Genomic DNA, 20,518 nt, shown 5'->3' on the forward strand with positions numbered 1-20,518 from the left:
GACCCATTAGTGCCACCATTACAGGCTATATTGGTTTGCGATGTAATATTGGCTGATAATGCAGCCGGTTGTGTAATAGTTGCTGTTGAGGTCGCAATACAGCCATTGGCATCAGTAACTATTACGGTGTAGGTACCGGCACTAAGCCCGCTTGCTGTTGCGGCCGTTCCGCCGGAAGGCGACCATGAATAAGTATAGCCTACTGTACCACCTGTTGCACTTACAGTAGCCGACCCATTAGTGCCACCATTACAGGCTATATTGGTTTGCGATGTAATATTGGCCGATAATGCAGCCGGTTGTGTTATAGTTGCCGTTGATGTGGCGGTACAACCGTTGGCATCGGTAACAGTTACGGTGTAGGTACCGGCACTAAGTCCGCTTGCTGTAGCGGCTGTTCCGCCGGAAGGCGACCATACATACGTATAGCCTGCTGTACCACCTGTTGCACTTACAGTAGCCGACCCATTAGTGCCACCATTACAAGCTATATTGGTTTGCGATGTAATATTGGCTGATAATGCAGCTGGTTGTGTTATAGTAACCGACGCGGTGCCCGAGTTGCCACACGAGTTGGTAACGGTAACCGTCCAGGTACCGGCAGGCAGGCCTGTAACACTGGCGGTGCCATCGCCAGACGGATTGCCCGGCGACCAGTTATACGTAAAGCCGCTGCCTCCTGATGCCGATACGGTTGCCGCCCCTGTATATGCGCCATTGCAGGCAATATTGGTTTGAGAAACGGGAGTTACAGTTACAGCAGGACATGGAGCAGCCGCAGTTTGCCACCTCATGGCATCTAAACTTATATAAGAAATAATACCGGTAGTAGTTATAATATATTGGTCTATAAGTGTGTTAGAATTATCTGCACCCCCGTAATTTGCCATGTTTATATAAGTAAATCCATTGTTAGTGGCCCACGATGTGTTAAATCCAGAGCTTGCTGTGGCGGTATACTGTGTTGCACCCGCAAGCTTGCCGGTTATAGAAACCGAATTGCCATTTACGTTTAAATTAAGATTATTGGTCGAAATAAATAGATAAAGGCTTTTTAAAGTAAACTGAGATCCTCCCGCAGCGGTAATAGTAAATTGTACCGGCATATTAGCAAATGAATTGCCACTATTATCTATATACTTATTGTCGGGGCCAGATCCGTTCCAGCCCGTTCCGGCATAATTACCCTGAATGTAAAACGGGCCCTGGGCCTGGCTGGTAATGTTAAAAACCTGGCCATTATCAGTAAAGCTGGTGCTGCCATTAGTTTCAGTCTCAAAAGTCTCTGTTGTTTGCGCCAAAAGGCAATGGGCAAAAAACAGGCAAATTAATAGTAAGTAATATTTTTTCATCATTTATAAATTATGATTAAGTGTATTATGCTCATTAACCGGGTGCTCTTTATTTAAGAACACCCGGCTGAGCTTAATAAATAGTGTAGATATTAACTTCTTGAAGGGTAAACGCCTTCTAAGCAAATTATATAGTTTAAAGCCAGGTAAGGCTGCATAGTGCTTACAGGCAGGCCGCTACCAGTGTAGTTGGTAACCACGGTACTGTCGCTTAACGGGATATCGGGTGTTACGGCAGCGTTTACATAACCCAGGGTTGAGCTAAAGGTCCTGCCAGATAATGCTCCCGGGGTAGCTATTGCACCGCCGCGTTGTGCGGTACCGTCTGTAGATTCTGCCGAACTAACCACAACATGCCCCGTGTGATTGTGCGGAGGGATGTTGCCCACAGTAAGGGTTACACTTTCTGTACCACTCATTTGTCCTTCTGCATAGTTGCCTAAACCTGGACCCTGACCCATACCCAATGCTACACGGCTTCTAAGGTCGGGTAGGGCAAATGTGGTTCTGCCGTCGCCTCCGTAGGTAGTTCCAATAAGAGAAAATAAAGCCTGGTATTGTGATAATGGTAAAAGCCTGCCATCGCAAAATGCCCATCCTTTTATTTCGAAACTTCCGGCAAATAGTTTAATAATTCCAATGTACTCGTCCATAATTTTACTGATTTAAGGTTTGTTACCGCTAAATTAGGTCATGGGGATGGGACAAAATCAGGTGTTTTTACCTGATTTTTTTTCGCCATAAGTACTGTTATTTGGTACATATACAGGGCTTGTATTTTAGCATGGCAGTATCTAAAAATAGTTAGCCTTAATTGTAAGAAAAGTATAGTGTTTACTGATGTTCTGGTTTTATGGTATTGCCAAAAATCATTAATTTATTCGTGTAAATTCTTTAAAAATGGCAACCATTTATCGGCTAAAAAAATCATACTATTATATAAGCATAAAACCATAAAAGCTTAAAAATGAGATTTAATTATTTTAGGTTTTATAATTTAGTTAAGAAAATTCGTATATTGCTACAACGTTTTACTAACGTTTTAAGCACCATAAAAAGGCTTAAATTTTACTTAAATACATTATCCAATTATTAATTACTAAAACATTTATTATGTCAGAAAAAAAAGTCAATACTATCGATCTGGTACACGCTAAACATTATGCCGCCAAGTGGAGAAAAGAAGAAGGCACTTATAATGCACACCACGAGCTTAAAGCCTTCTGGATTCCGAAAATAGATCTACAGGAAGTGCTTGCCGAAGGTGTAGATGGCGTAAGGGCTTACATTGGGGTAGACGATGATAATGTAGAAAAACTGATGATAGTTGGCACTAAACAAGTGGGCGACGAATATATAGATATGCTGCCCGAAACCGGTTTTGATGATGGGTCCATATACGATTTTACAAGGCCATGCCCACCATCTTGCGATAAAAACAGCCCTCTAAATTAACTTTATAAATCAGATGTGCTAAAGATTATATCCAATATAGGCTTTGCTATCCTTTTTATAAACATTATTATATACTTTATAGGTTTTGCCAGACACGGCAAAGCCTATAAGTTTTTTGTTTTTTATCTATTAACATTAGGTGTTGTACAACTTATAATGGAAACATATGCCGCCGCCGGCCGTAACAACCATTTTTTGTCTACGTACTATCTCTTTAGCCAGTTTATACTGCTAAGTTATTTTTTTTACCATTTGTTTTTAGATGCCAGAAGGGGCAGGAGCTTATTTATAAAATATGCATCGGCATTAATTGTTGCAGGTTTAATTATACAGTATGTAGTTTATCCGGGTCTATACTATACATTCAATTCGTTAGGGTTTTTAATTACCACATGCATGCTGGTAGTTTACTGTGTGCTTTATCTGTACGAACTGCTTTCTAAAAAACTGCCTTTTTATTATACCACTATCGGCATCTTTATCTATCTGATAAGCAGTTCTATAATTTTTGCTTCTGCGGTCTCTATTATGTCTTTTGCCGATGAAATTAGTATCTACATCTGGAAAATTAACGCTTTGCTGTTTATTCTGTATCAATTACTAATTTTATGGGAATGGAAGCAAACCTTTTACCCGAAGGCAGCCAACCGGAGCTGATTATTATAGTGGGTGTTTTCCTTATGTTTTTTATGGGTATGGTTTTGTTGCTGTTTTTTTATTTTTCTAAAAAGAAGATTATCCAGAAGGAATTAGAAAAAAAAGACCTTGAAATAGCCTACCAAAAAGACCTGCTTACTGCCACTATTGAGGTGCAGGAAGACGAACGAAAACGCATTGCCCAGGATTTACACGACGATATTAGCTCTAAGCTAAATGTAGTTTCTTTAAACAGCCATTTGCTTACCACGCCCAATTTAACCGACAAAGAACTTAACGACATAACGTGTAATATTATTAACCTCGTAGCTAAAACGCTCGATAATTCCAGGCGCATTGCGCACGACCTTTTACCGCCCGTATTAGATAAGTTTGGGCTTAGCGCCGGTTTAGAGGAGTTGTGTTACGAGTTTAACAGCAGCCAGTCGGTAGCGGTTACGTATAAAAATAATGTGCAGTTTAACGATGCTGATAAAAACAGGCACCTGCATGTTTTCAGGATTATACAGGAGTTATTAAACAACTCGTTGCGCCACGGTAAAGCAAAGGCCATAAGCATTGTTTTTAACGAAGAGGACGGCCTGGTTAACTGTAACTATTCCGACAACGGAAAAGGTTTTGATGTAGAGAGCCTTAAAAATAAAAAGGGCCTCGGAATGAAAAATATTGAGAGCAGGATAATTTTTATAAACGGAACAATTACTATCAGTTCTGTCCTTAATAAGGGAACTGATGTAGTTTTTAAATTCTAAAATTATGAGCAATCCAATTAAAATAGTCCTGGCTGATGACGAGGTGTTGTTCAGGCAGGGAATTTCTTTTTTATTACAGAGAGAAAAAAATATTCAGGTGTTGTTTGAAGCTTCTAATGGCGAAGAGCTTACCAGCTTTTTAAGGGAGAGCACCATTAAGCCCGATATTGTTATAATAGACCTTAAAATGCCTATAGTAAATGGGGTAGAAGCCACTAAAGTTATTAGTGCCGAGTTTCCTGACGTTAAAATAATTGCCCTTACAAGCTATAACACCAAGTTTTTTATAGCCAATATAATAGAGGTGGGGGCAGTTGCCTACCTGGTTAAAAACACCACTCCGCAGCAGCTTATTACAACTATTAACGAGGTGCAAACTACCGGCTTTTACTACAGCGATTATGTAATGGATATTATAAACGAGTGCCTTATTATATCTAAGAAAAAAATTAAGAGCCGCTTTGACGAAGACGACCTTACAAACCGCGAAATAGAAATTCTTAAGCTTATTTGCCAGCAGTACAGCGGTGTAGAAATTGCCGATAAACTGTGCCTTAGCGCCCGGACGGTAGAGGGCCACCGTAACAATTTGCTTCGCAAAACCGAATGCAAAAACATGATTGGCCTAATTATCTATGCCATTCAGAATGAGTTTATAACCATAGAAAATTTAGTAAACTAATATAAACAACAAACCCACTCAGGCGAGTGGGTTTTGCTTATTTTCTAACTTCTTGTTGGTAGGCGGTTAGCAACTGTTTGCCCAAACTCTTATCCCAATCCAACGGAAAAGTATAATCATCGAGGGTTTTAATGCCAATAACCTCGGCAGCAGTGCCGGTAAAAAAGGCACTGTCGGCAGTTTTTACATCATCTATGGTAAACAGTTTTACCGCTGTGGGTATGTTATGTTCTTTAGCAAGGTCTAAAATAGTATTGCGCGTAATGCCCGGCAGTATGTTGCCCAACGGGCAGGTATACAGGCAGCTGTGTTTCTCATAGAAAAAATTAGCACCGGGGCCTTCGGCTACAAAACCGGCGGCATCGAGCATCAGGGCTTCGTCAAAACCTTTTTGTTTGGCCTCTGTACTGGCTAATATAGAGTTAATATAATGCCCCACCGTTTTGGCCTCTACATGGCACGATTTGGGGTTAGGCCGTTGGTACGATGAGGTTGCAACCCGCAGCAAGCTATCGCCAAGGTATTTGCCCCATTCCCACGCGCATAAAAACAGGTTGGTTTCTTCCACCGGCATAAGCGTCATGTTCGGGCCTAAATAAAATAACGGACGTATATACGCATTGGTAAAGTTGTTTTTTTGCAGTAATTCGTAACTCAGTTCAATAAGCTGGTCTACCGTATAATCGGTTTTTATATGCATCAGCTTAGCCGAATCCAGCATCCGCTGATAATGCTCCTTACCCTTAAAAATCTTTACGCCAGTGGGTGTATCATACGCCCTGATGCCTTCAAAAATACCATTGCCATAGTGCATGGTCTGGTTGTAAAGGCTGGTGTTGGCCTGCGCTGCAGGAATCCATTCTCCATTAAGAAAAACAATGGTGCTATCGTTATAATACATTAAATAATTGTTGATTTGCCAATGCTAACATTACTGCTGTTAGTAAAGGTTTCGTTACCCAAAATAAGGCTTTCAATAAAATCGCCTACATCGCTTGTTGAATAAGTGCTATCGGCAAAAATATCGGGGGTGCAAAAGTTTTGATCGATACTGGCAGCCACGGCATTTTTAATGGCAGCAGCTTCGTCATACAAATCAAAATGTTCCAATAGTAATGCCGCCGATAATATAGACGCAACCGGGTTGGCTATGCCTTTACCCGTAGCAGCCGGATACGAGCCGTGTATGGGCTCAAAAAGGCTGTAGGTATCGCCGACAGAGGCCGATGCCGCCAGGCCAATACTACCACCAATAACACTGGCTTCGTCTGATAATATATCGCCAAACATATTTTCGGTAAGCATTACATCAAACTGTTTAGGGTTTAAAATAAGCTGCATGGCAGCATTATCTACAAACAAAAAGTCGAGTGCCACATCAGGATATTCAGTTGCAATCTGTGTAACCACCCTGCGCCATAAGCGCGATGTTTCCAGCACGTTGGCTTTATCTACAAGGGTAAGCTTTTTACGCCTGTTTTGCGCCGCTTTAAAGGCCATGTGGGCTATCTGCTCAATTTCTTTAACCGAGTAAGTGCACAGGTCTGAAGCTACGGTTTTATCTTCGCTTAAAAACTTTTCGCCAAAATAAATACCGCCCGTAAGCTCGCGGTAAATGGCTATATCTACACCGGCAATCCTGTCGGCTTTAAGCGGAGACTGCGGTATGAGTTTATCATAAATGGTTATGGGCCTAATGTTAGCAAATAGCTGTAAGGCTTTGCGTATGGCGAGCAAGCCCTGTTCCGGCCTTATAGGCGCGTCGGGGTTATTATCATATTTAGGATGGCCTACGGCGCCAAGCAAAACCGCATCGGCTTCCTGGCAAATTTGCAGCGTATTTGCAGGCAGGGCCTCGTTGTATTTATCTATTGCACAGGCACCAAGCAATGCTTCGGCAAAATTAAAATCGTGCCCAAAGCGCAATGCAATGGCCTTTAAAACCTTAACGGCTTCGTTAGTAACCTCGGGGCCAATACCGTCTCCGGCTAAAACTGCTATCTTTAAGTCCATAACTAACTATATTTTTCTTCAAATTGTGTAATTGCTTCAAGCCTGCTCAATAAAAAATCGATGTCATCGTAACCGTTTATAAGGCAGAGCTTTTTGTACGGATTAATATCAAAATGCTCTGTATTACCTGCGCAGCTAATGGTTTGGTCTTCCAGGTTAATTGTTACCAGCTCTAAGGGGTTTACTTTAAAAGCCCCGAACAAAACCTGTAAAAACTGTGGCGTTACCTGCAACGGCAACAGGCCGTTGGTTAGGCAGTTTTCTTTAAAAATATCGGCAAAATAGCTCGATACAATAACCTTAAATCCAAAGCCCGAAAGCGCCCATGCGGCATGCTCGCGACTGGAACCGCAGCCAAAATTATTGCCTGTAACCAGGACCGAACCCCTTTGCGATTGCTTATTAAGACTAAAATCGGGGTTAAGCTCATCATCTTTTATATACCTCCAATCTCTGAACAGGTTAGCGCCAAAACCATCTTTATCGGTAGATTTTAAAAATCTTGCCGGGATTATCTGGTCGGTATCCACGTTCTCAATATCAAGCGTCATGGCCACATCAGTAAGTGTTGTAAACTTTTGCATGCTAATTAAGGTTTTTGGTAAAATCTATAATTTTTCCTTCAATGGCAATGGCGGCAGCGGTAAGCGGGCTTGCCAGTATGGTTCTGGCACCCGGGCCCTGCCTGCCTTCGAAGTTACGGTTACTTGTAGAAACACAGTACTCTTCGGCCGGAATTTTATCTTCGTTCATAGCTAAACATGCCGAGCAACCCGGCTGACGCACCTGGAAACCGGCATCTTCAAAAATTTTGTAGAGGCCCTCGGCTTTCATTTCGCTTGCCACCTGTTGCGATCCGGGAACTATAAGTGCCGTAACGTTATCTGCTTTCTTTTTACCGTTAATGTAACCGGCCACCGTTCGGAAATCTTCTATGCGCGAGTTGGTACAGCTACCAATAAAAATGTAATTTATTTTAGTGCCTAATAGCGATTGCCCGTAATCAAAACCCATGTAGGCCAGAGCCTTGTCGGTACTGGTTTCTACATTGTTGGGTATGGTATCGCCAATTTTAATGCCCATACCCGGGTTGGTACCATACGTAATCATTGGCGCAATATCTTCGGCATCAATATCATATTCTTTGTCAAAAACCGCATCCTCATCAGTAGTAAGGGTTTGCCAATAGGCAATTTTAGCAGCCAGTTGATCGCCTTTAGGGGCAAATTCGCGGCCTGCAACATACTCAAAAGTAGTTTCGTCGGGGGCTATTAAGCCACCACGTGCACCCATTTCAATGCTCATGTTGCAAACGGTCATACGGCCTTCCATCGACATTTCGCGGAACACATTACCGGCATATTCGCAAAAATAACCCGTGCCGGAGTTAGTACCTAACTTGCTAATAATGTAAAGAATAACATCTTTAGGCAGTACGCCTTTTTTTAGCTTTCCGTTTACGTTAATGCGCATTTTTAAAGGCTTTTCCAACAGCAGGCACTGGCTTGCAAACACCTGTGCCACCTGGCTGGTGCCTATACCAAAGGCAATAGTGCCAAACGCCCCGTGGGTAGACGTGTGGCTGTCTCCGCAAACAATGGTCATTCCCGGTTGGGTAATGCCAAGCTCCGGCGCAATTACGTGTACAATACCGTTATAAGGGTGGCCAAGGCCATAAAATTCGATGTTGTTTTTGTCGCAGTTTAGGGTAAGCTCTTCAATTTGCTTACGCGACATCTCGTCTTTAATAGGCAGGTGCTGGTTAATGGTAGGCGTGTTATGATCGGCCGTGGCAACAATTTTGTTGGGACGGAAAACCGGTATATGGCGCTGCTCCAGCTCGTTAAATGCCTGCGGACTTGTAACCTCGTGTATCAGGTGCTTATCAATATATAAAATATCGGGGCCGTTGGTTATAGACTCCACCACGTGGGCATCCCAAACTTTATCAAATAGCGTTTTTTTCATTTTTTAAAGACTTAATTGAAACTTGTTCTTAGACATTTGCACAATGTGATGAATATCGTTATCTACCACAACCTTGCAGGTATCGGCAAAATTTACGAATTCAGAATACACAATATCAAGGTCTAATTTGGTAAAATCGTAGCCGATGTTCTTGGCCCTGTATGCCAGCGCCGAGCGGCCGCTACGTGCTGTTAATACAATAGACGACTCGTTAACGCCTACATCGGTAGGGTTGATAATCTCATACGTTTCGCGGTTTTTAATCATACCATCCTGGTGAATGCCAGAGCTGTGCGCAAAGGCATTTTCACCAACAATGGCCTTATTGGCCTGCACCATCATTCCCATTTCTTCGGCCACCATTTTGCTTATACTCAAAAGGCGCTTACTATCTATATTTGTGCTAAGGTTTAGCTTAGGGTGCTGCCTTAAAATCATTACAACTTCTTCTAACGACGTGTTGCCTGCACGCTCTCCAATGCCATTAATGGTACACTCAATCTGGCGGGCTCCATTAGTAACGCCTGCAATTGCGTTGGCGGTTGCAAGGCCAAGATCGTTATGGCAATGGCACGAAATGCGCACCTTGTGTATGCCCGGCACATTTTCCATTAAATATTTTATTTTGGCACCGTACTCATCGGGCAGGCAATAGCCCGTGGTATCCGGGATATTCAGCACCGTGGCACCTGCTTTAATGGCTACGGCACATACCTGGGCAAGAAACTCATTATCGGTACGGCCGGCATCTTCGGCATAAAATTCTACATCGTGCACAAATGTTTTGGCATAGGCCACAGCATCGCGGGCACGCTCTAAAATCTTATCGGGAGTAGTATTAAATTTGTATTTTATATGCGAGTCTGATGTGCCAATACCGGTATGTATGCGCGGCCTGCGTGCATATTTAAGGGCTTCGGCGGCAGCCTCAATATCTTTTTCTACAGCCCGTGTAAGGCCGCAAACGGTGGCATTTTTAACCAGTTTTGATATCTCTGTAACCGACTGGAAATCGCCGGGGCTGGAAACAGGAAAACCGGCCTCTATTACATCTACACCGAGTTGGTCGAGCTGAGCGGCGATTCGCAGTTTTTGAGAAGTATTTAACTTACAGCCGGGTACCTGCTCACCGTCTCTTAATGTTGTGTCAAAAATTTCTACGTGCTCCATGATCTCATTGTGTTTTTCGATTCAGAGACTAAATTATAGTTATTATGCACGACTATGATTTTCGAAAATTAGCGCTACCGATGCCTGACAGGGTATTTAAAGGTTTAAGTATTTAATAATTAATATGTTAATTGGGTTTGTTTTACGATGCCTAATTAAAATTCTATTTTTGATGGCGTATTGTTATGTAAAATATTTTAGTACTTTTATTTTTTAACAGTACTTATAACAACAGCGCCTACGTGTATAAAAATCATAACGAATTAACCGATAACCTTTTCTCTTTAGTGCAGTCGCTTACATCGTCAGAAAAGCGGCAGTTTTCGTTATATGTAGGCCGTATACCCTTAAATAACGAGAGCAAATTTATAAGCCTTTTTAAAGTGCTATGCTCACAAACAAAGTATGACGAGGAGGCTATTTTAAAGAGCACCGATATATCGAAACAGCAGTTATCTAACGTTAAGGCGCACCTTTACAACCAGATACTAACCAGCTTAAGGCTTAATCCCTCTAAGCGTAATATTCCGCTACAAATACGCGAACAGCTGGACTTTGCCATGATATTGTACCGCAAAGGGCTGTATTTGCAAAGCCTTAAACTTCTTGATAAACTAAAAGCTACAGCACTTCTGTACGAAGAAAAAAGCATTGGCTACGAGATACTGGATTTGGAAAAGATTATTGAGTCGCAATACATTACCCGCAGCCGCCCCAACCGTGCCGATTTGCTTATTGAGCAAACTAACGAGCTTACGTATCTTAACACCATTACAAGCCAGCTCTCTAACATGGCGCTGCACCTGTACAATGTATTTTTAAAGAATGGCTATGCCCGTACTGAGGCAGAAGCCAAAGCTATATCGGATTATTTTTTTAGCAACCTGCCCAAGTACGACGAGAATAGGTTGGGTTTTAGGGAAAAACTGTGGTACAACCAGTCGTACCTATGGTACAGTTTTATTATTCAGGATTTTGTGTCGTGCTACAAATATGCTACGCGATGGGTAGCACTGTTCGAAAAGAACCAGCACCTTATTGCCGTGCACCCGGTGTTTTACATTAAAGGCAACCATTATGTTTTGGAGTCGTTATTTTACCTTAACCGCGCCAAACAGTTTGAAACGGCTTTAGATAATTTTGAGACCATATTAAGCAATGCCGATATCCCGGAAGATGATAATATTATAGTGCTCTCTTTTTTATATATTTATTCTAACAAGCTGAACCTTCGCTTTATGAAGGGCGATTACAGCGATGGCGAAGAGTTGCTGGATACCATTCATAAAAAACTGACGCGCTACAGCGATAAGATTGATGAGCACCATGTTATGATACTTTACTACAAAATGGCCTGCCTGCATTTTGGCAACCGTAAGTATGATAAGTGCATCTTCTTCCTTAAAAAGATTATTGACAATAAAACCACGCAGTTGCGCGAAGACCTGGTGTGTTTTTCGCGTATACTAAACCTTGCGGCGCATTATCAGGCCGGATTGGATTATCGCCTGGAGGCGCTTGTGCGCAGTACCCATATTTTTTTAAGTAAGATGAATGATATGCACGAGGTGCAAAAAGCATTGATGGAGTTTTTAAAGAACCTTTCGCACGTATCGCCGTTAGAAATAAAAAATGAGTTCAGGAAATTACATGCAACGCTTATTCAGTACGAAAACCACCCGTTTGAACGCAGGGCTTTCCTGTACCTTGATATTATCTCCTGGCTGGAAAGCAACATCAACAACGAGCCCATTGCCGATATAATTGCCCGTAAAGCCAGTAAGAAACTCGGTAATACCCAATAATTATAAAACATAAAAGCAGCCTCTATGAGCTGCTTTTGTTATAAAAGAATGTTTTGTTATTTTTCTTGCCTGTTAATGTAAACCCAGCCGGTTTTGCTACTGCCACTACTAAATGTAATAACATAGTAGTACGTGCCTGTAGGCAGTTCTCCGCCTTCATTGGTCTGCCCATGCCATTCGCTGGTGTAGGTGATTTTAGAATACACCTCCATACCATAGCGGTTAAAAATACTAAGCTTGTTTATATCAAAGCCGGTAAGGTCAAAACTATCATTTTTATCGTCTCCGTTAGGCGATATACCTTTAGGTATCATACAGGCCACATTGGTAACGGTAACATCGGCCGTAACAGGGCAGCCGGTTGCGGCGTTAGGTGTAGCGGTAACATAATAGGTACCGGGCAACGTAATTATAAGCTGACTTTCAGACCCTAAAACTATACCGCCGGCATTAGTCCACACAAAACTTACGTTACCGGAGTTGTTAGCATCGTTATCAAATACAGCTTTAAGAGTATAATTTGCGTCTTCACAACCCTGGGTTATTTCTAAGGTTGCTGTAGGCAATATAGTTATGGTAAAGCTACTCTCGCTGCTACAGCCTAACGTTGGGTTAACAGCGTAAATATAAATAGTTTGCGTGGTGGTTATTACTGTTCCGGGTGCAAGGTTTGTACCCAATCCTCCCGAGGCAGTGTAATATATATTATCGGCGCTTAATTCCGGCAGTGTGTAGCTGCAGGCAAAAACATTAGGTAAGATATTGGCTATTGGCGGTGAAACAACGGTAATCACAACCTGTTTTATAGTTGTACACCCTGCAACGTTAACTGTAACAGCATACGTTCCTGCCTGTGTTGCGGTAATGGAGGCAGTGGTATCAGCTAATGGTTGACTGTTTAATGTCCAGCTATAGGTTGCAGCGGAACCATCAAAATTAAGCGGAGTAACACTTATAGTACCCGAATTACCCTGACAAATGGCAAAATTAGTAGTAATATCAAACTGAGGGGCTGTAGTATTTACAATAAGGCTAAAGGTTTTGATACCTGTACATTGTAAAATGCTATTGTATATCCTTACAAAAATGGTTTGCTGGTTGGGCATAGCGTTTACGTAATTTAGGTTTAAAGGGTTGGTGTTTGCATTGGCATCTTCCTGGGTGGCGTGGTAGGTAATTATAAAGTTGGCCGGATTAAGCCCTTGTAATAAAGCAGCAGTATTAACCGATAAATTAAACGCGGCGTACCCCGATGTATCGCATGCTGTTAAATCTATAGGTGTGCCGGTACTTTGCAATACATTGTAAAACTCTATAAATATTATATCGGTATTATCGCAAAACGTATTTAGGTCGTGGGTTTTAACCATGTACTCGCCGGTTTGTGTAACCACAAGGTAGGGGTTGTTTTCTCCGGTAATAAGCGTGCCATTGTAAAACCATTCAAAACTATAGTCTGCAGTGCTTAGGTTGCTATGTATGGTATAGCTTTCGCCAAAACATAATGCGGTGCCGTTTTGCACAGAAATATCCGGGCCCAGGTTTACCCCACCTACATTAAAAGAACCAATAAATACCGCCGAATCGTAGGCAAAATCGCCTTCATCGGCAATTACAAGCTTAATGTGGTAGGTATGGCCGCTAACCACATCAGATTGTGCCAGTAATTGCACAGTATTGCCTTCAAAATTTGTAGGCGATGTTAACGGGTCGGCACCTCCGCCAAGGTCGCCATAGTAGGTGTCAAAATACTGCGGATTAGCCGATACGCAGGCAGGGTTATAGGCAATATCTCTTATGGTTGTAACCGATACCGGTATGGTAGTATCCGGTAAAACGGCCAGGTTGGTTGTAGGCGTATTGTCGGTTAGATCGGTTAAAAAGAAAGCAAAAGCATCAGAGAATTCGCATTGGTACATTCCGTATTCTTCCGATGCAAAAATAAACGGAAAGCTAATATGGTTGGTAAAAGGTATAAAATCGAATTCGAGCACAGTTGCATTAACATGCGACATTAACGACGGATCTGAATTAACCGTTTGCATGTAATTAAACAGGTCGGTATCGCCCAGCCAGTTTTCATCACCTTCAGAGAGTTTGCTAAAGTTGGGCCCCATTGCACTGGAAGCTATACCTGTACTTAAAACAACACCTTCGCTTATGGCAAATGCCGAGTTGCCTTTTTGGAATTTACCCAATCCATTGCCCGAAAAGCTTATGTTGCTAACCTGTGCACATTCGGCGGTAACTAAAACATCGTTTACCATAGCGGTTACTTCTTCATTTTCAAATACATCAGTAACAAGTATTGGGGCAGGGGTAGTAACGCAAAGCGTAAATTGGGTAGACGTTTGTTCTTCAATATACTCTACAAATACTTTTATATAATAGGTGGCGCCAATAGTAAGATTGTTTACCATAGTAATAGGGTTCTGGGTGCAGCTCATCTCATCGAGGTTGCCACAATTGCTGCCCTGATAAACTGCAGCATAGGCAAAGGTTGCACCTACGCTTGCAATGGTAATAGTATGCGCCGGTGCTGTGGCGGTAAACTGATACCAAACATCTGCTGCAACGCCATCAATTATGCAGGATGGCATATTACCCGATGCGGTAGAGCCATCAAGCGTACCGGTTATAGACTGGTTGCATTGTACACCGCTGTTAACAGGTATGGTCGTAGCACCAGTACACTCATCATTCTCAATGTCTGTAACAAATATATAGGCAACCGACCACGAGCTGTTGCCATTATCGCCACCGCAAAGTGCCCTTACGTACAAAGTATAAAAAGTGCCGCTTTGTAAATTGCTAAGATTGGCGGTAGTTACTGTAATTGGTATGCCCGATTGCGAAGTATCCGGTGCGGGACTGTTTAAAGGTACAACGTAATACTCCCAGCTTGTTGCTGTGCCCATTTCCGTCCAGCCAACAGTAGCTGTATGCGCTGTTATATCAGAGGCATATAATTGCTGGGGTTTTAGGCAGGCAGGCGCCTCGCAAGATGGTATGCCTGTAAATATAGTAGTGTTTATAACGCTGGTTCCGGCAGGTTTAATAAAAAACTCTTCCATGTATGGCGTGTATACATTTAATCCTATATACATAAAGTTAAATTCGCCATCGGCATCGGCATTCCAAACAATATCTACAGGTGCATCGGGGCATAAAGCTACCGCTACTGTAGCTGTAAGCCCTTCCTCAAAGGTGCTGCCGATAGTAGCTACGGTTGCACCACCCTGTAGTATTGTCATGGTATGGCCAAAATAGCCCGACCCATTACTGGTCATTTCAAAATAATAAGTACATTTTTCAGAAGGGTCGCACATAGATGTACTGTGTTGTACCGGCCCGGCCCATGTACTGTACACATTGTTTTCGCATACAGTCCTTATATAAATATCGTAATTGGTGGCTGCATTTAAGCCGTTAATGGTAACCGGATTTGTTGTTACAATAGTGCCATTAGTATCTGTTGTAGGGGCGGTGCTCCCTTGGGGTACAATGTAGTACTCCCAGTTGCCCGTTGTGGGGCCATCCCAGGACAGATCGAAGCCGGTTTGTCCGGAGTTAGAGGCAACTATGTTTTGTGGAGGCAAACATGCCGGTACAAAACAATCTGCCATACCCTGGTACAGAATTAAGGGAGTATTTTCGCCAATTTCTTTACTGTAAATAATTTGTCCGAACGGATTGATGATCTGCAATCCTGAATCGCCTATAAAATCGCCCGACGTAGCAGAAACCTCAAAAGGAAATGCATTACACAATGGTACGGTAACAGTACCTTCCAGTTGATTTATAAGCTCCAGATTTGCTACTAAAACACCATTTTGGTATACCTGCATTGTATTTTCGTTCCAGCCATCATACCAATCAGATAATTTAAAGGTATAATCGCATTTGTCTTCTGCAGCACATACGTTAGTACTAAAAAATGCAGGTCCGGCCCAATCGCTCACGCCACCATCTCCGCAAAGGGCACGTACATAATACTTATAGTTTGTAGCTGCAACAAGGCCATTAGCCGCCGTAGCAGTAAGGGGCAGTGTACCGTTATATATAAAGCCGCTGCCCGTTGTAGATCCGGATGTTGGCACTATTTCTATCTCCCACGATGTTGCACCACTGGGGTTATCCCAATTTAGGTCTATAGAGGTAACCCCGGGATTGGCTGCCGTAAGGTTTGTAGGCTCAAGACATTTAGCGAGTACCGACACTTGGTCTATAAGCCAGCGGTCGCCATTATCGTTTTCAAAACCAAAAACAACCCTGTAATTGTTACCCACAACACCGGCAGGTAGTGCAATAACCCGCTCGGTATACACCGTTTGCGGATTAAAATTGTTTTCTGTCCATGTTAAAAATGGTGCCGGATAGGTGGTAACATCTTCGGGGTTTATAGTAGTATCGGCACTATCCAATAGGTAAAATTTAAAAGTGCTGTTTTGGTTGCCGGCCGTAATAAGCCTGCTAAAAAAGTGTAGCTCTGCACTGGTGGGGTAGGTAAATTCTTTAGTTATAAGATAGTCTGCAGCAACGGTGCCAGCGCCAACATTTTCGTGGTCTAAAAATGCAGCATGGCTGCCCAAATAAGCAGGCTGTTGCGCAGTACCGTTTGCCTGCACCCAAACCGGGGTAGGTGCCCCAACACCGTTATTTGCAATCAACCAGCCCGGTGGCGGAAAATCAGCACCCTCAAAACCCTCTGCGGGAGTTAGTTGTGCATAGCCGCAAAGGGAGGATAAGGAGGCAACAAGTAATAAAAATTTCTTTTTCATAGCGTTTTATTTCATTGTGTGTGTTAGTGCCAAAATCACGACTATTATAAAAACACTATTATTTAAATTACGGCTTGTACTACTACCCTAAATATATCCGGGTAAAACCTGTAACAGGCAGCTATGCATTTTCTTAAACCCATTATAAGTATTGCATAGTATGCGCCAGGTTTGCCCGGAATGTGCTTTTTAAGCCCTTGATAAAGGGTAGTAATAAGCAGCCGCTTTCTTCAAAAAAGAAGAAAATTAATAATTAAAAATAGTTATGTGTTTTTGTAAATATTCGCTGTATAATTACACATCATTATGTCGATATGTTGATTATACAGTTTCAAAATTGATGTATTACAAACAAAAATAAAATAGGGTATTGTACTCAATTTTAAGGTTGTTTATAGGTACTTATACCTATTTTTAAAGCTAAATTTCTTATAAAGGGCACAAACGGGTATATTTGAAGATAAAATTTATAATTAAATTTTTTTACTATTGCGATATAGTTAACAAAACTTTAAGATGTGTAAATCTTTAACCTGTTTATTTGTTTTCTTTGTGTTGTTTTACAACAAATTAACCGCAATTTAAAGTTGAGTCATTAGTAAACCTACCATTATTTTAAGAATAAAGATGTATACTTTAGCCTGTTATAAAAATATACTGTTATATATTGTATTGGCAGCTTTGGCACTTTCCTGTAAAAAAGAAGAACCGCCAATGCCAACGTATGCCAAGTGGCCTTCTACTAAAGCAGATACTATTATAGATGGCTATTCTGAAAAATGTAACGCCCTCTTTGAAAAAAACCAGATTGACAGTGCTTTTAAACTTTTAGAAAAAGCAGTACCCGAAGCCAAAGGCGATAAAAGAAACCTGGGGCGTATTGCCTTAAAAAAATCAGAAGGATACTTATATCTTTTAAAATATCCAAAAGCATTAGAGTATGGTTTTGAATCTTTAGACCTCATGAAGCAGTCTAAAGATTCTATGGCAATTTCAAGGGCGTTTCACCAACTGTATTTTGTTTGGTATACCGCAAATGATTTAGACCTTGCTAACAGTTACCTTGATTCTACTCTGGTGTACAGTACAGGTATACCGCAATTACATGCATACGCCTTGTTTAGCAAGGGCGATTTGTTTTCTACCCAAAAAAAATATTTAAAATCAAGCAAAATATGCAACCAGGTTATTAAAACCCTGGACAGCTTTAGTGCAAAAAAAATTGTATTAGACCCAACAAATACCTTAACAACAGGCAGCTTAGCTATAATTGCCAGCAATTATATAAAACTGGACAAACCCGAGCTGGCATTGCAATATTTAGATAAAATAAAGCCCTATTATCCTACAGAGGAAGCCGGTGTTAACGACATGTTTAATAAAACCATGGCCGATTATTATGTTTATAAAAAACAATACACCAAGGCACAGGAGTACTTAGAGCGAATTCTTAAAAATATAAGCTTTGCCAATAAATATTATGGTATAGATGCCAATACGCTTATGGCAACCTGCTACTCTAAACTGGGTAATTATAAAAAAGCGTGCTATTATCAGGCGCTGGCTATGGCGTACAGAGATTCTATTTATGAAGATAATTCTTTTGAAGAGAAGCGGCGTAAGGAGGCTAATTTTTATCTGATAGAAAAGAACAACCAGATTGCCCGCAACAAAATTAAAATTAAAGATCAGGAAAAAAGTATACGCAACCGCAATTGGCTGGCCGCAATTTTAGTTACTGCTACGTTGTTTTTAATACTTACTTTTTATTTTATGAGGAAATTCCTCAAAGAAAAGCTTGATAATGAAAAGAACACCAAAAAACTGCAATTGGTTGAGGCCGGCATTAATGGCGAAGAAAAAGAGCGGGAGCGTATTGCCAAAGAACTGCACGACGCTGTTGTTAGCGAACTTTTAGTTATACGGCTTAACCTGCAGTCTATGGAAGGGGTTTTTGCCAATACTGGGCATGCGTGCAATTATCAAAAAATTATAGACCAGTCCGGCCACATTGCCGAGAAGCTTAGAGCTACAGCCTATAATCTTATACCGGTACATTTAAACGAGAACGGCCTTTATTCGTCTATCGATAATTTTATTAAGAGCATTGTAGATCCGCATTTTAAAATCAGGGCACAGTTTTATGGCGAATTGCCACCCGTTAAAAAATTGGCAGAAAAAGTAATATTTTTTATAGTATTAGAGTTAATACAAAATATAATTAAGCACTCCGGCGTTAATACTTTTGTAATTCAGTTGCTTTATGCCGATGGTGTATTGGGTATAACCGCCGAAGACGATGGTGTAGGCTTTGATTATGATAAGGATAGGGTAACCACAATGGGCCTTAGCAACATTGCCGGCCAGGTAGCTGTATTAAATGCTAGTATGGATATTCAGACCCAGCCTGGGCAGGGCTGTACCGTTTATATAGAAATACCAATGGAAACATTTTTATTAAGTTAATTATTGTATTATGAGAATTGCTGTTGCAGATGATCATCACCTTATAGTTTCGGGCCTGGAAACTTTGGTAAACAAAACGCCTTACATGCAGTTTGTTGGCAAATATCAAACGGGCGAAGCCTTAAAAAGAGACCTTGGGGTTATTAAGCCCGATGTGCTAATACTTGATTATTACCTGCCCGACCAAACGGGCACGCAACTGGCGCGGTTTATATCGTATTATCACCCAGAAATTAAAATGCTTATTCTTACCGGCTACGATAAGCCGGGCCTTGCCGACGAAATTTTTGGCAGCGGCTGCATGGGTTACCTGCTTAAAAGCACTGCCGACTCTAACAGTATACTGGAGGCCATTAACCATATTTACGATGGGCGCATGTATATAGATAATGCCCTTAAAGTACCCAACCAGGAAAAAATTAAGCTTAGTGCCGAGGCCGAGGCCAGGCCGCACATTACCAAACGTGAGGTAGAGATATTAAAGCATATTGCAAGCGAATATTCTAACAGCGAAATTGCTACTAAACTTTACATAAGCAAAAGAACGGTAGACAACCACAGGAACAGTTTAATGATAAAATCTGGCGCAAAAAATACGGTAGGGCTTATTAAATTTGCAATGGAGCTTAACCTGATTTAATATTATAGCTATCTTAGCTATATGATGCCACCGCTACTACTTACATCTACCGGCTATATAGTTATTGGAGTAATAATAACATCCTTATACTTTAGCTACAGGATATCTAAACGACTAAAAGACAGTGGCTGTCTTTCTATCGGCTTTACTTTTACATTGTTTATAAGTGTACTCTCCATCTTTTTTTCTGCCTTATTTATTACTGCTAATTCGTCTTTTATATATTTTACCGGAGATAATTACTCCGCTAAAATTGTAGGATACGAAAGTTACAGAGACCGGTATACCGGCTCTGATAATCGCACGCGGTATACAACCATGTACATACCTGTCTTAGAATTTAAAGATAAAAATGGCAGCATAAAAAAAGTAAATTCATCCACCCATACGGGAGGGGTTCCTGAAGTCGGATCGACAATAAAAATTATTTACAGTGCTACTAACAACGATCTTGTAGAAAATAACATAATCACTTTAATGTTAGTAATTGCAGGGCTTTTGTTTAGCGTTGTTTTTGGATTTTTATCTGTCGCGCTTATGGCTTATGCATTTGGTAAATCAATGTCGGGTTTTAAAGAACTATTTGCCAAATCGCTGCTAAGTTCATTGCCGGTTTGCCTTGGTTTATTTTTTATACTGCTGGCTTACAGTATTTACCAACATTTTGTCGGAGTTACCAATATGCCACTTTGGGCATTGGTAATTGTAATGGCCGGTATGGTTGGTATTTTATTGGCATTATATTCTCTTTATTTCAAAAAGAGCCCTGCATAAAAG

The 20,518-nt window shown here is 41.3% G+C and carries 15 protein-coding genes and 1 pseudogene; 8 read left to right on the forward strand and 8 right to left on the reverse strand.

Annotation, left to right across the window (positions count from 1 at the left end):
* Together G509_RS22925 and G509_RS0112850 are read right to left on the reverse strand one after the other, a co-directional pair.
* Nucleotides 1-1,355, reverse strand: a pseudogene (locus tag G509_RS22925) (SprB repeat-containing protein); the annotation flags it as partial.
* Between the two features lie 89 nt (nt 1,356-1,444).
* On the reverse strand, nt 1,445-2,005 hold the full coding sequence (locus G509_RS0112850; RefSeq protein ID WP_026991902.1) for a phage tail protein: 561 nt from the start codon (nt 2,003-2,005) through the stop codon (nt 1,445-1,447).
* Nucleotides 2,006-2,465: 460 nt separating this feature from the next.
* Between G509_RS0112850 and G509_RS0112855 the strand changes: the two genes are divergently transcribed.
* The 4 genes from G509_RS0112855 (at nt 2,466) to G509_RS0112870 (ending at nt 4,898) form a co-directional block, all read left to right on the forward strand.
* Complete coding sequence (locus tag G509_RS0112855; RefSeq protein ID WP_026991903.1) at nt 2,466-2,807, forward strand: hypothetical protein; 342 nt, start codon at nt 2,466-2,468, stop codon at nt 2,805-2,807.
* A 156-nt stretch (nt 2,808-2,963) separates the two neighbouring features.
* The gene (locus G509_RS0112860; RefSeq protein WP_131450710.1) at nt 2,964-3,464 is read left to right on the forward strand and encodes a hypothetical protein; all 501 of its coding nucleotides are present in this window, start codon (nt 2,964-2,966) and stop codon (nt 3,462-3,464) included.
* Nucleotides 3,422-4,216, forward strand: coding sequence for a sensor histidine kinase (locus G509_RS0112865; RefSeq protein WP_026991905.1), 795 nt, complete (start codon nt 3,422-3,424; stop codon nt 4,214-4,216). The genes G509_RS0112860 and G509_RS0112865 overlap by 43 nt, the downstream gene beginning before the upstream one ends.
* A gap of 4 nt (nt 4,217-4,220) precedes the next feature.
* The gene (locus G509_RS0112870) at nt 4,221-4,898 is read left to right on the forward strand and encodes a response regulator transcription factor (protein ID WP_026991906.1); all 678 of its coding nucleotides are present in this window, start codon (nt 4,221-4,223) and stop codon (nt 4,896-4,898) included.
* A gap of 37 nt (nt 4,899-4,935) precedes the next feature.
* Here the strand turns inward: G509_RS0112870 and G509_RS0112875 are convergent, their stop codons facing one another.
* The 5 genes from G509_RS0112875 to G509_RS22085 are packed head-to-tail and all read right to left on the reverse strand — an operon-like array spanning nt 4,936 to nt 10,049.
* Nucleotides 4,936-5,799 carry a branched-chain amino acid transaminase gene (locus G509_RS0112875; protein ID WP_026991907.1) on the reverse strand — a complete coding sequence of 288 codons (864 nt, stop codon included), beginning with the start codon at nt 5,797-5,799 and terminating at the stop codon, nt 4,936-4,938.
* Nucleotides 5,799-6,911, reverse strand: a complete 1,113-nt coding sequence (gene leuB, locus G509_RS0112880; RefSeq protein WP_026991908.1) for a 3-isopropylmalate dehydrogenase — start codon at nt 6,909-6,911, stop codon at nt 5,799-5,801. The genes G509_RS0112875 and leuB overlap by 1 nt, the downstream gene beginning before the upstream one ends.
* A gap of 2 nt (nt 6,912-6,913) precedes the next feature.
* Nucleotides 6,914-7,495, reverse strand: coding sequence for a 3-isopropylmalate dehydratase small subunit (gene leuD / locus G509_RS0112885; RefSeq protein WP_026991909.1), 582 nt, complete (start codon nt 7,493-7,495; stop codon nt 6,914-6,916).
* A gap of 1 nt (nt 7,496) precedes the next feature.
* The gene (gene leuC / locus G509_RS0112890; protein ID WP_026991910.1) at nt 7,497-8,879 is read right to left on the reverse strand and encodes a 3-isopropylmalate dehydratase large subunit; all 1,383 of its coding nucleotides are present in this window, start codon (nt 8,877-8,879) and stop codon (nt 7,497-7,499) included.
* Nucleotides 8,880-8,882: 3 nt separating this feature from the next.
* Entirely contained in the window at nt 8,883-10,049 is a 1,167-nt protein-coding gene (locus tag G509_RS22085; protein ID WP_051200205.1) for a 2-isopropylmalate synthase, read from the reverse strand.
* Nucleotides 10,050-10,291: 242 nt separating this feature from the next.
* On the opposite strand from G509_RS22085, the gene G509_RS0112900 reads away from it, so the two are divergent.
* Entirely contained in the window at nt 10,292-11,854 is a 1,563-nt protein-coding gene (locus tag G509_RS0112900) for a hypothetical protein (protein ID WP_026991911.1), read from the forward strand.
* A 56-nt stretch (nt 11,855-11,910) separates the two neighbouring features.
* Here the strand turns inward: G509_RS0112900 and G509_RS0112905 are convergent, their stop codons facing one another.
* Nucleotides 11,911-16,635, reverse strand: coding sequence for a choice-of-anchor L domain-containing protein (locus tag G509_RS0112905; RefSeq protein WP_026991912.1), 4,725 nt, complete (start codon nt 16,633-16,635; stop codon nt 11,911-11,913).
* Between the two features lie 627 nt (nt 16,636-17,262).
* On the opposite strand from G509_RS0112905, the gene G509_RS0112910 reads away from it, so the two are divergent.
* From G509_RS0112910 to G509_RS0112920, 3 genes are read left to right on the forward strand one after another with little or no spacing between them, the layout of a single operon-like run.
* Nucleotides 17,263-19,101, forward strand: a complete 1,839-nt coding sequence (locus G509_RS0112910; RefSeq protein ID WP_026991913.1) for a tetratricopeptide repeat-containing sensor histidine kinase — start codon at nt 17,263-17,265, stop codon at nt 19,099-19,101.
* Nucleotides 19,102-19,111: 10 nt separating this feature from the next.
* On the forward strand, nt 19,112-19,741 hold the full coding sequence (locus G509_RS0112915) for a response regulator (protein WP_026991914.1): 630 nt from the start codon (nt 19,112-19,114) through the stop codon (nt 19,739-19,741).
* Between the two features lie 21 nt (nt 19,742-19,762).
* Complete coding sequence (locus G509_RS0112920; protein ID WP_026991915.1) at nt 19,763-20,515, forward strand: hypothetical protein; 753 nt, start codon at nt 19,763-19,765, stop codon at nt 20,513-20,515.
* Nucleotides 20,516-20,518: the final 3 nt, after the last annotated feature.

The organism is Flavobacterium subsaxonicum WB 4.1-42 = DSM 21790 (assembly GCF_000422725.1).
GTDB lineage: Bacteria > Bacteroidota > Bacteroidia > Flavobacteriales > Flavobacteriaceae > Flavobacterium > Flavobacterium subsaxonicum.

Coding starts and splice junctions, on each gene's coding strand:
- G509_RS0112850 (WP_026991902.1), bottom strand. CDS start 2,005: ATGGACGAGTACATTGGAATTATTAAACTATTTGCCGGAAGTTTCGAA.
- G509_RS0112855 (WP_026991903.1), top strand. CDS start 2,466: ATGTCAGAAAAAAAAGTCAATACTATCGATCTGGTACACGCTAAACAT.
- G509_RS0112860 (WP_131450710.1), top strand. CDS start 2,964: ATGGAAACATATGCCGCCGCCGGCCGTAACAACCATTTTTTGTCTACG.
- G509_RS0112865 (WP_026991905.1), top strand. CDS start 3,422: ATGGAAGCAAACCTTTTACCCGAAGGCAGCCAACCGGAGCTGATTATT.
- G509_RS0112870 (WP_026991906.1), top strand. CDS start 4,221: ATGAGCAATCCAATTAAAATAGTCCTGGCTGATGACGAGGTGTTGTTC.
- G509_RS0112875 (WP_026991907.1), bottom strand. CDS start 5,799: ATGTATTATAACGATAGCACCATTGTTTTTCTTAATGGAGAATGGATT.
- leuB (WP_026991908.1), bottom strand. CDS start 6,911: ATGGACTTAAAGATAGCAGTTTTAGCCGGAGACGGTATTGGCCCCGAG.
- leuD (WP_026991909.1), bottom strand. CDS start 7,495: ATGCAAAAGTTTACAACACTTACTGATGTGGCCATGACGCTTGATATT.
- leuC (WP_026991910.1), bottom strand. CDS start 8,879: ATGAAAAAAACGCTATTTGATAAAGTTTGGGATGCCCACGTGGTGGAG.
- G509_RS22085 (WP_051200205.1), bottom strand. CDS start 10,049: ATGGAGCACGTAGAAATTTTTGACACAACATTAAGAGACGGTGAGCAG.
- G509_RS0112905 (WP_026991912.1), bottom strand. CDS start 16,635: ATGAAAAAGAAATTTTTATTACTTGTTGCCTCCTTATCCTCCCTTTGC.
- G509_RS0112910 (WP_026991913.1), top strand. CDS start 17,263: ATGTATACTTTAGCCTGTTATAAAAATATACTGTTATATATTGTATTG.
- G509_RS0112915 (WP_026991914.1), top strand. CDS start 19,112: ATGAGAATTGCTGTTGCAGATGATCATCACCTTATAGTTTCGGGCCTG.
- G509_RS0112920 (WP_026991915.1), top strand. CDS start 19,763: ATGATGCCACCGCTACTACTTACATCTACCGGCTATATAGTTATTGGA.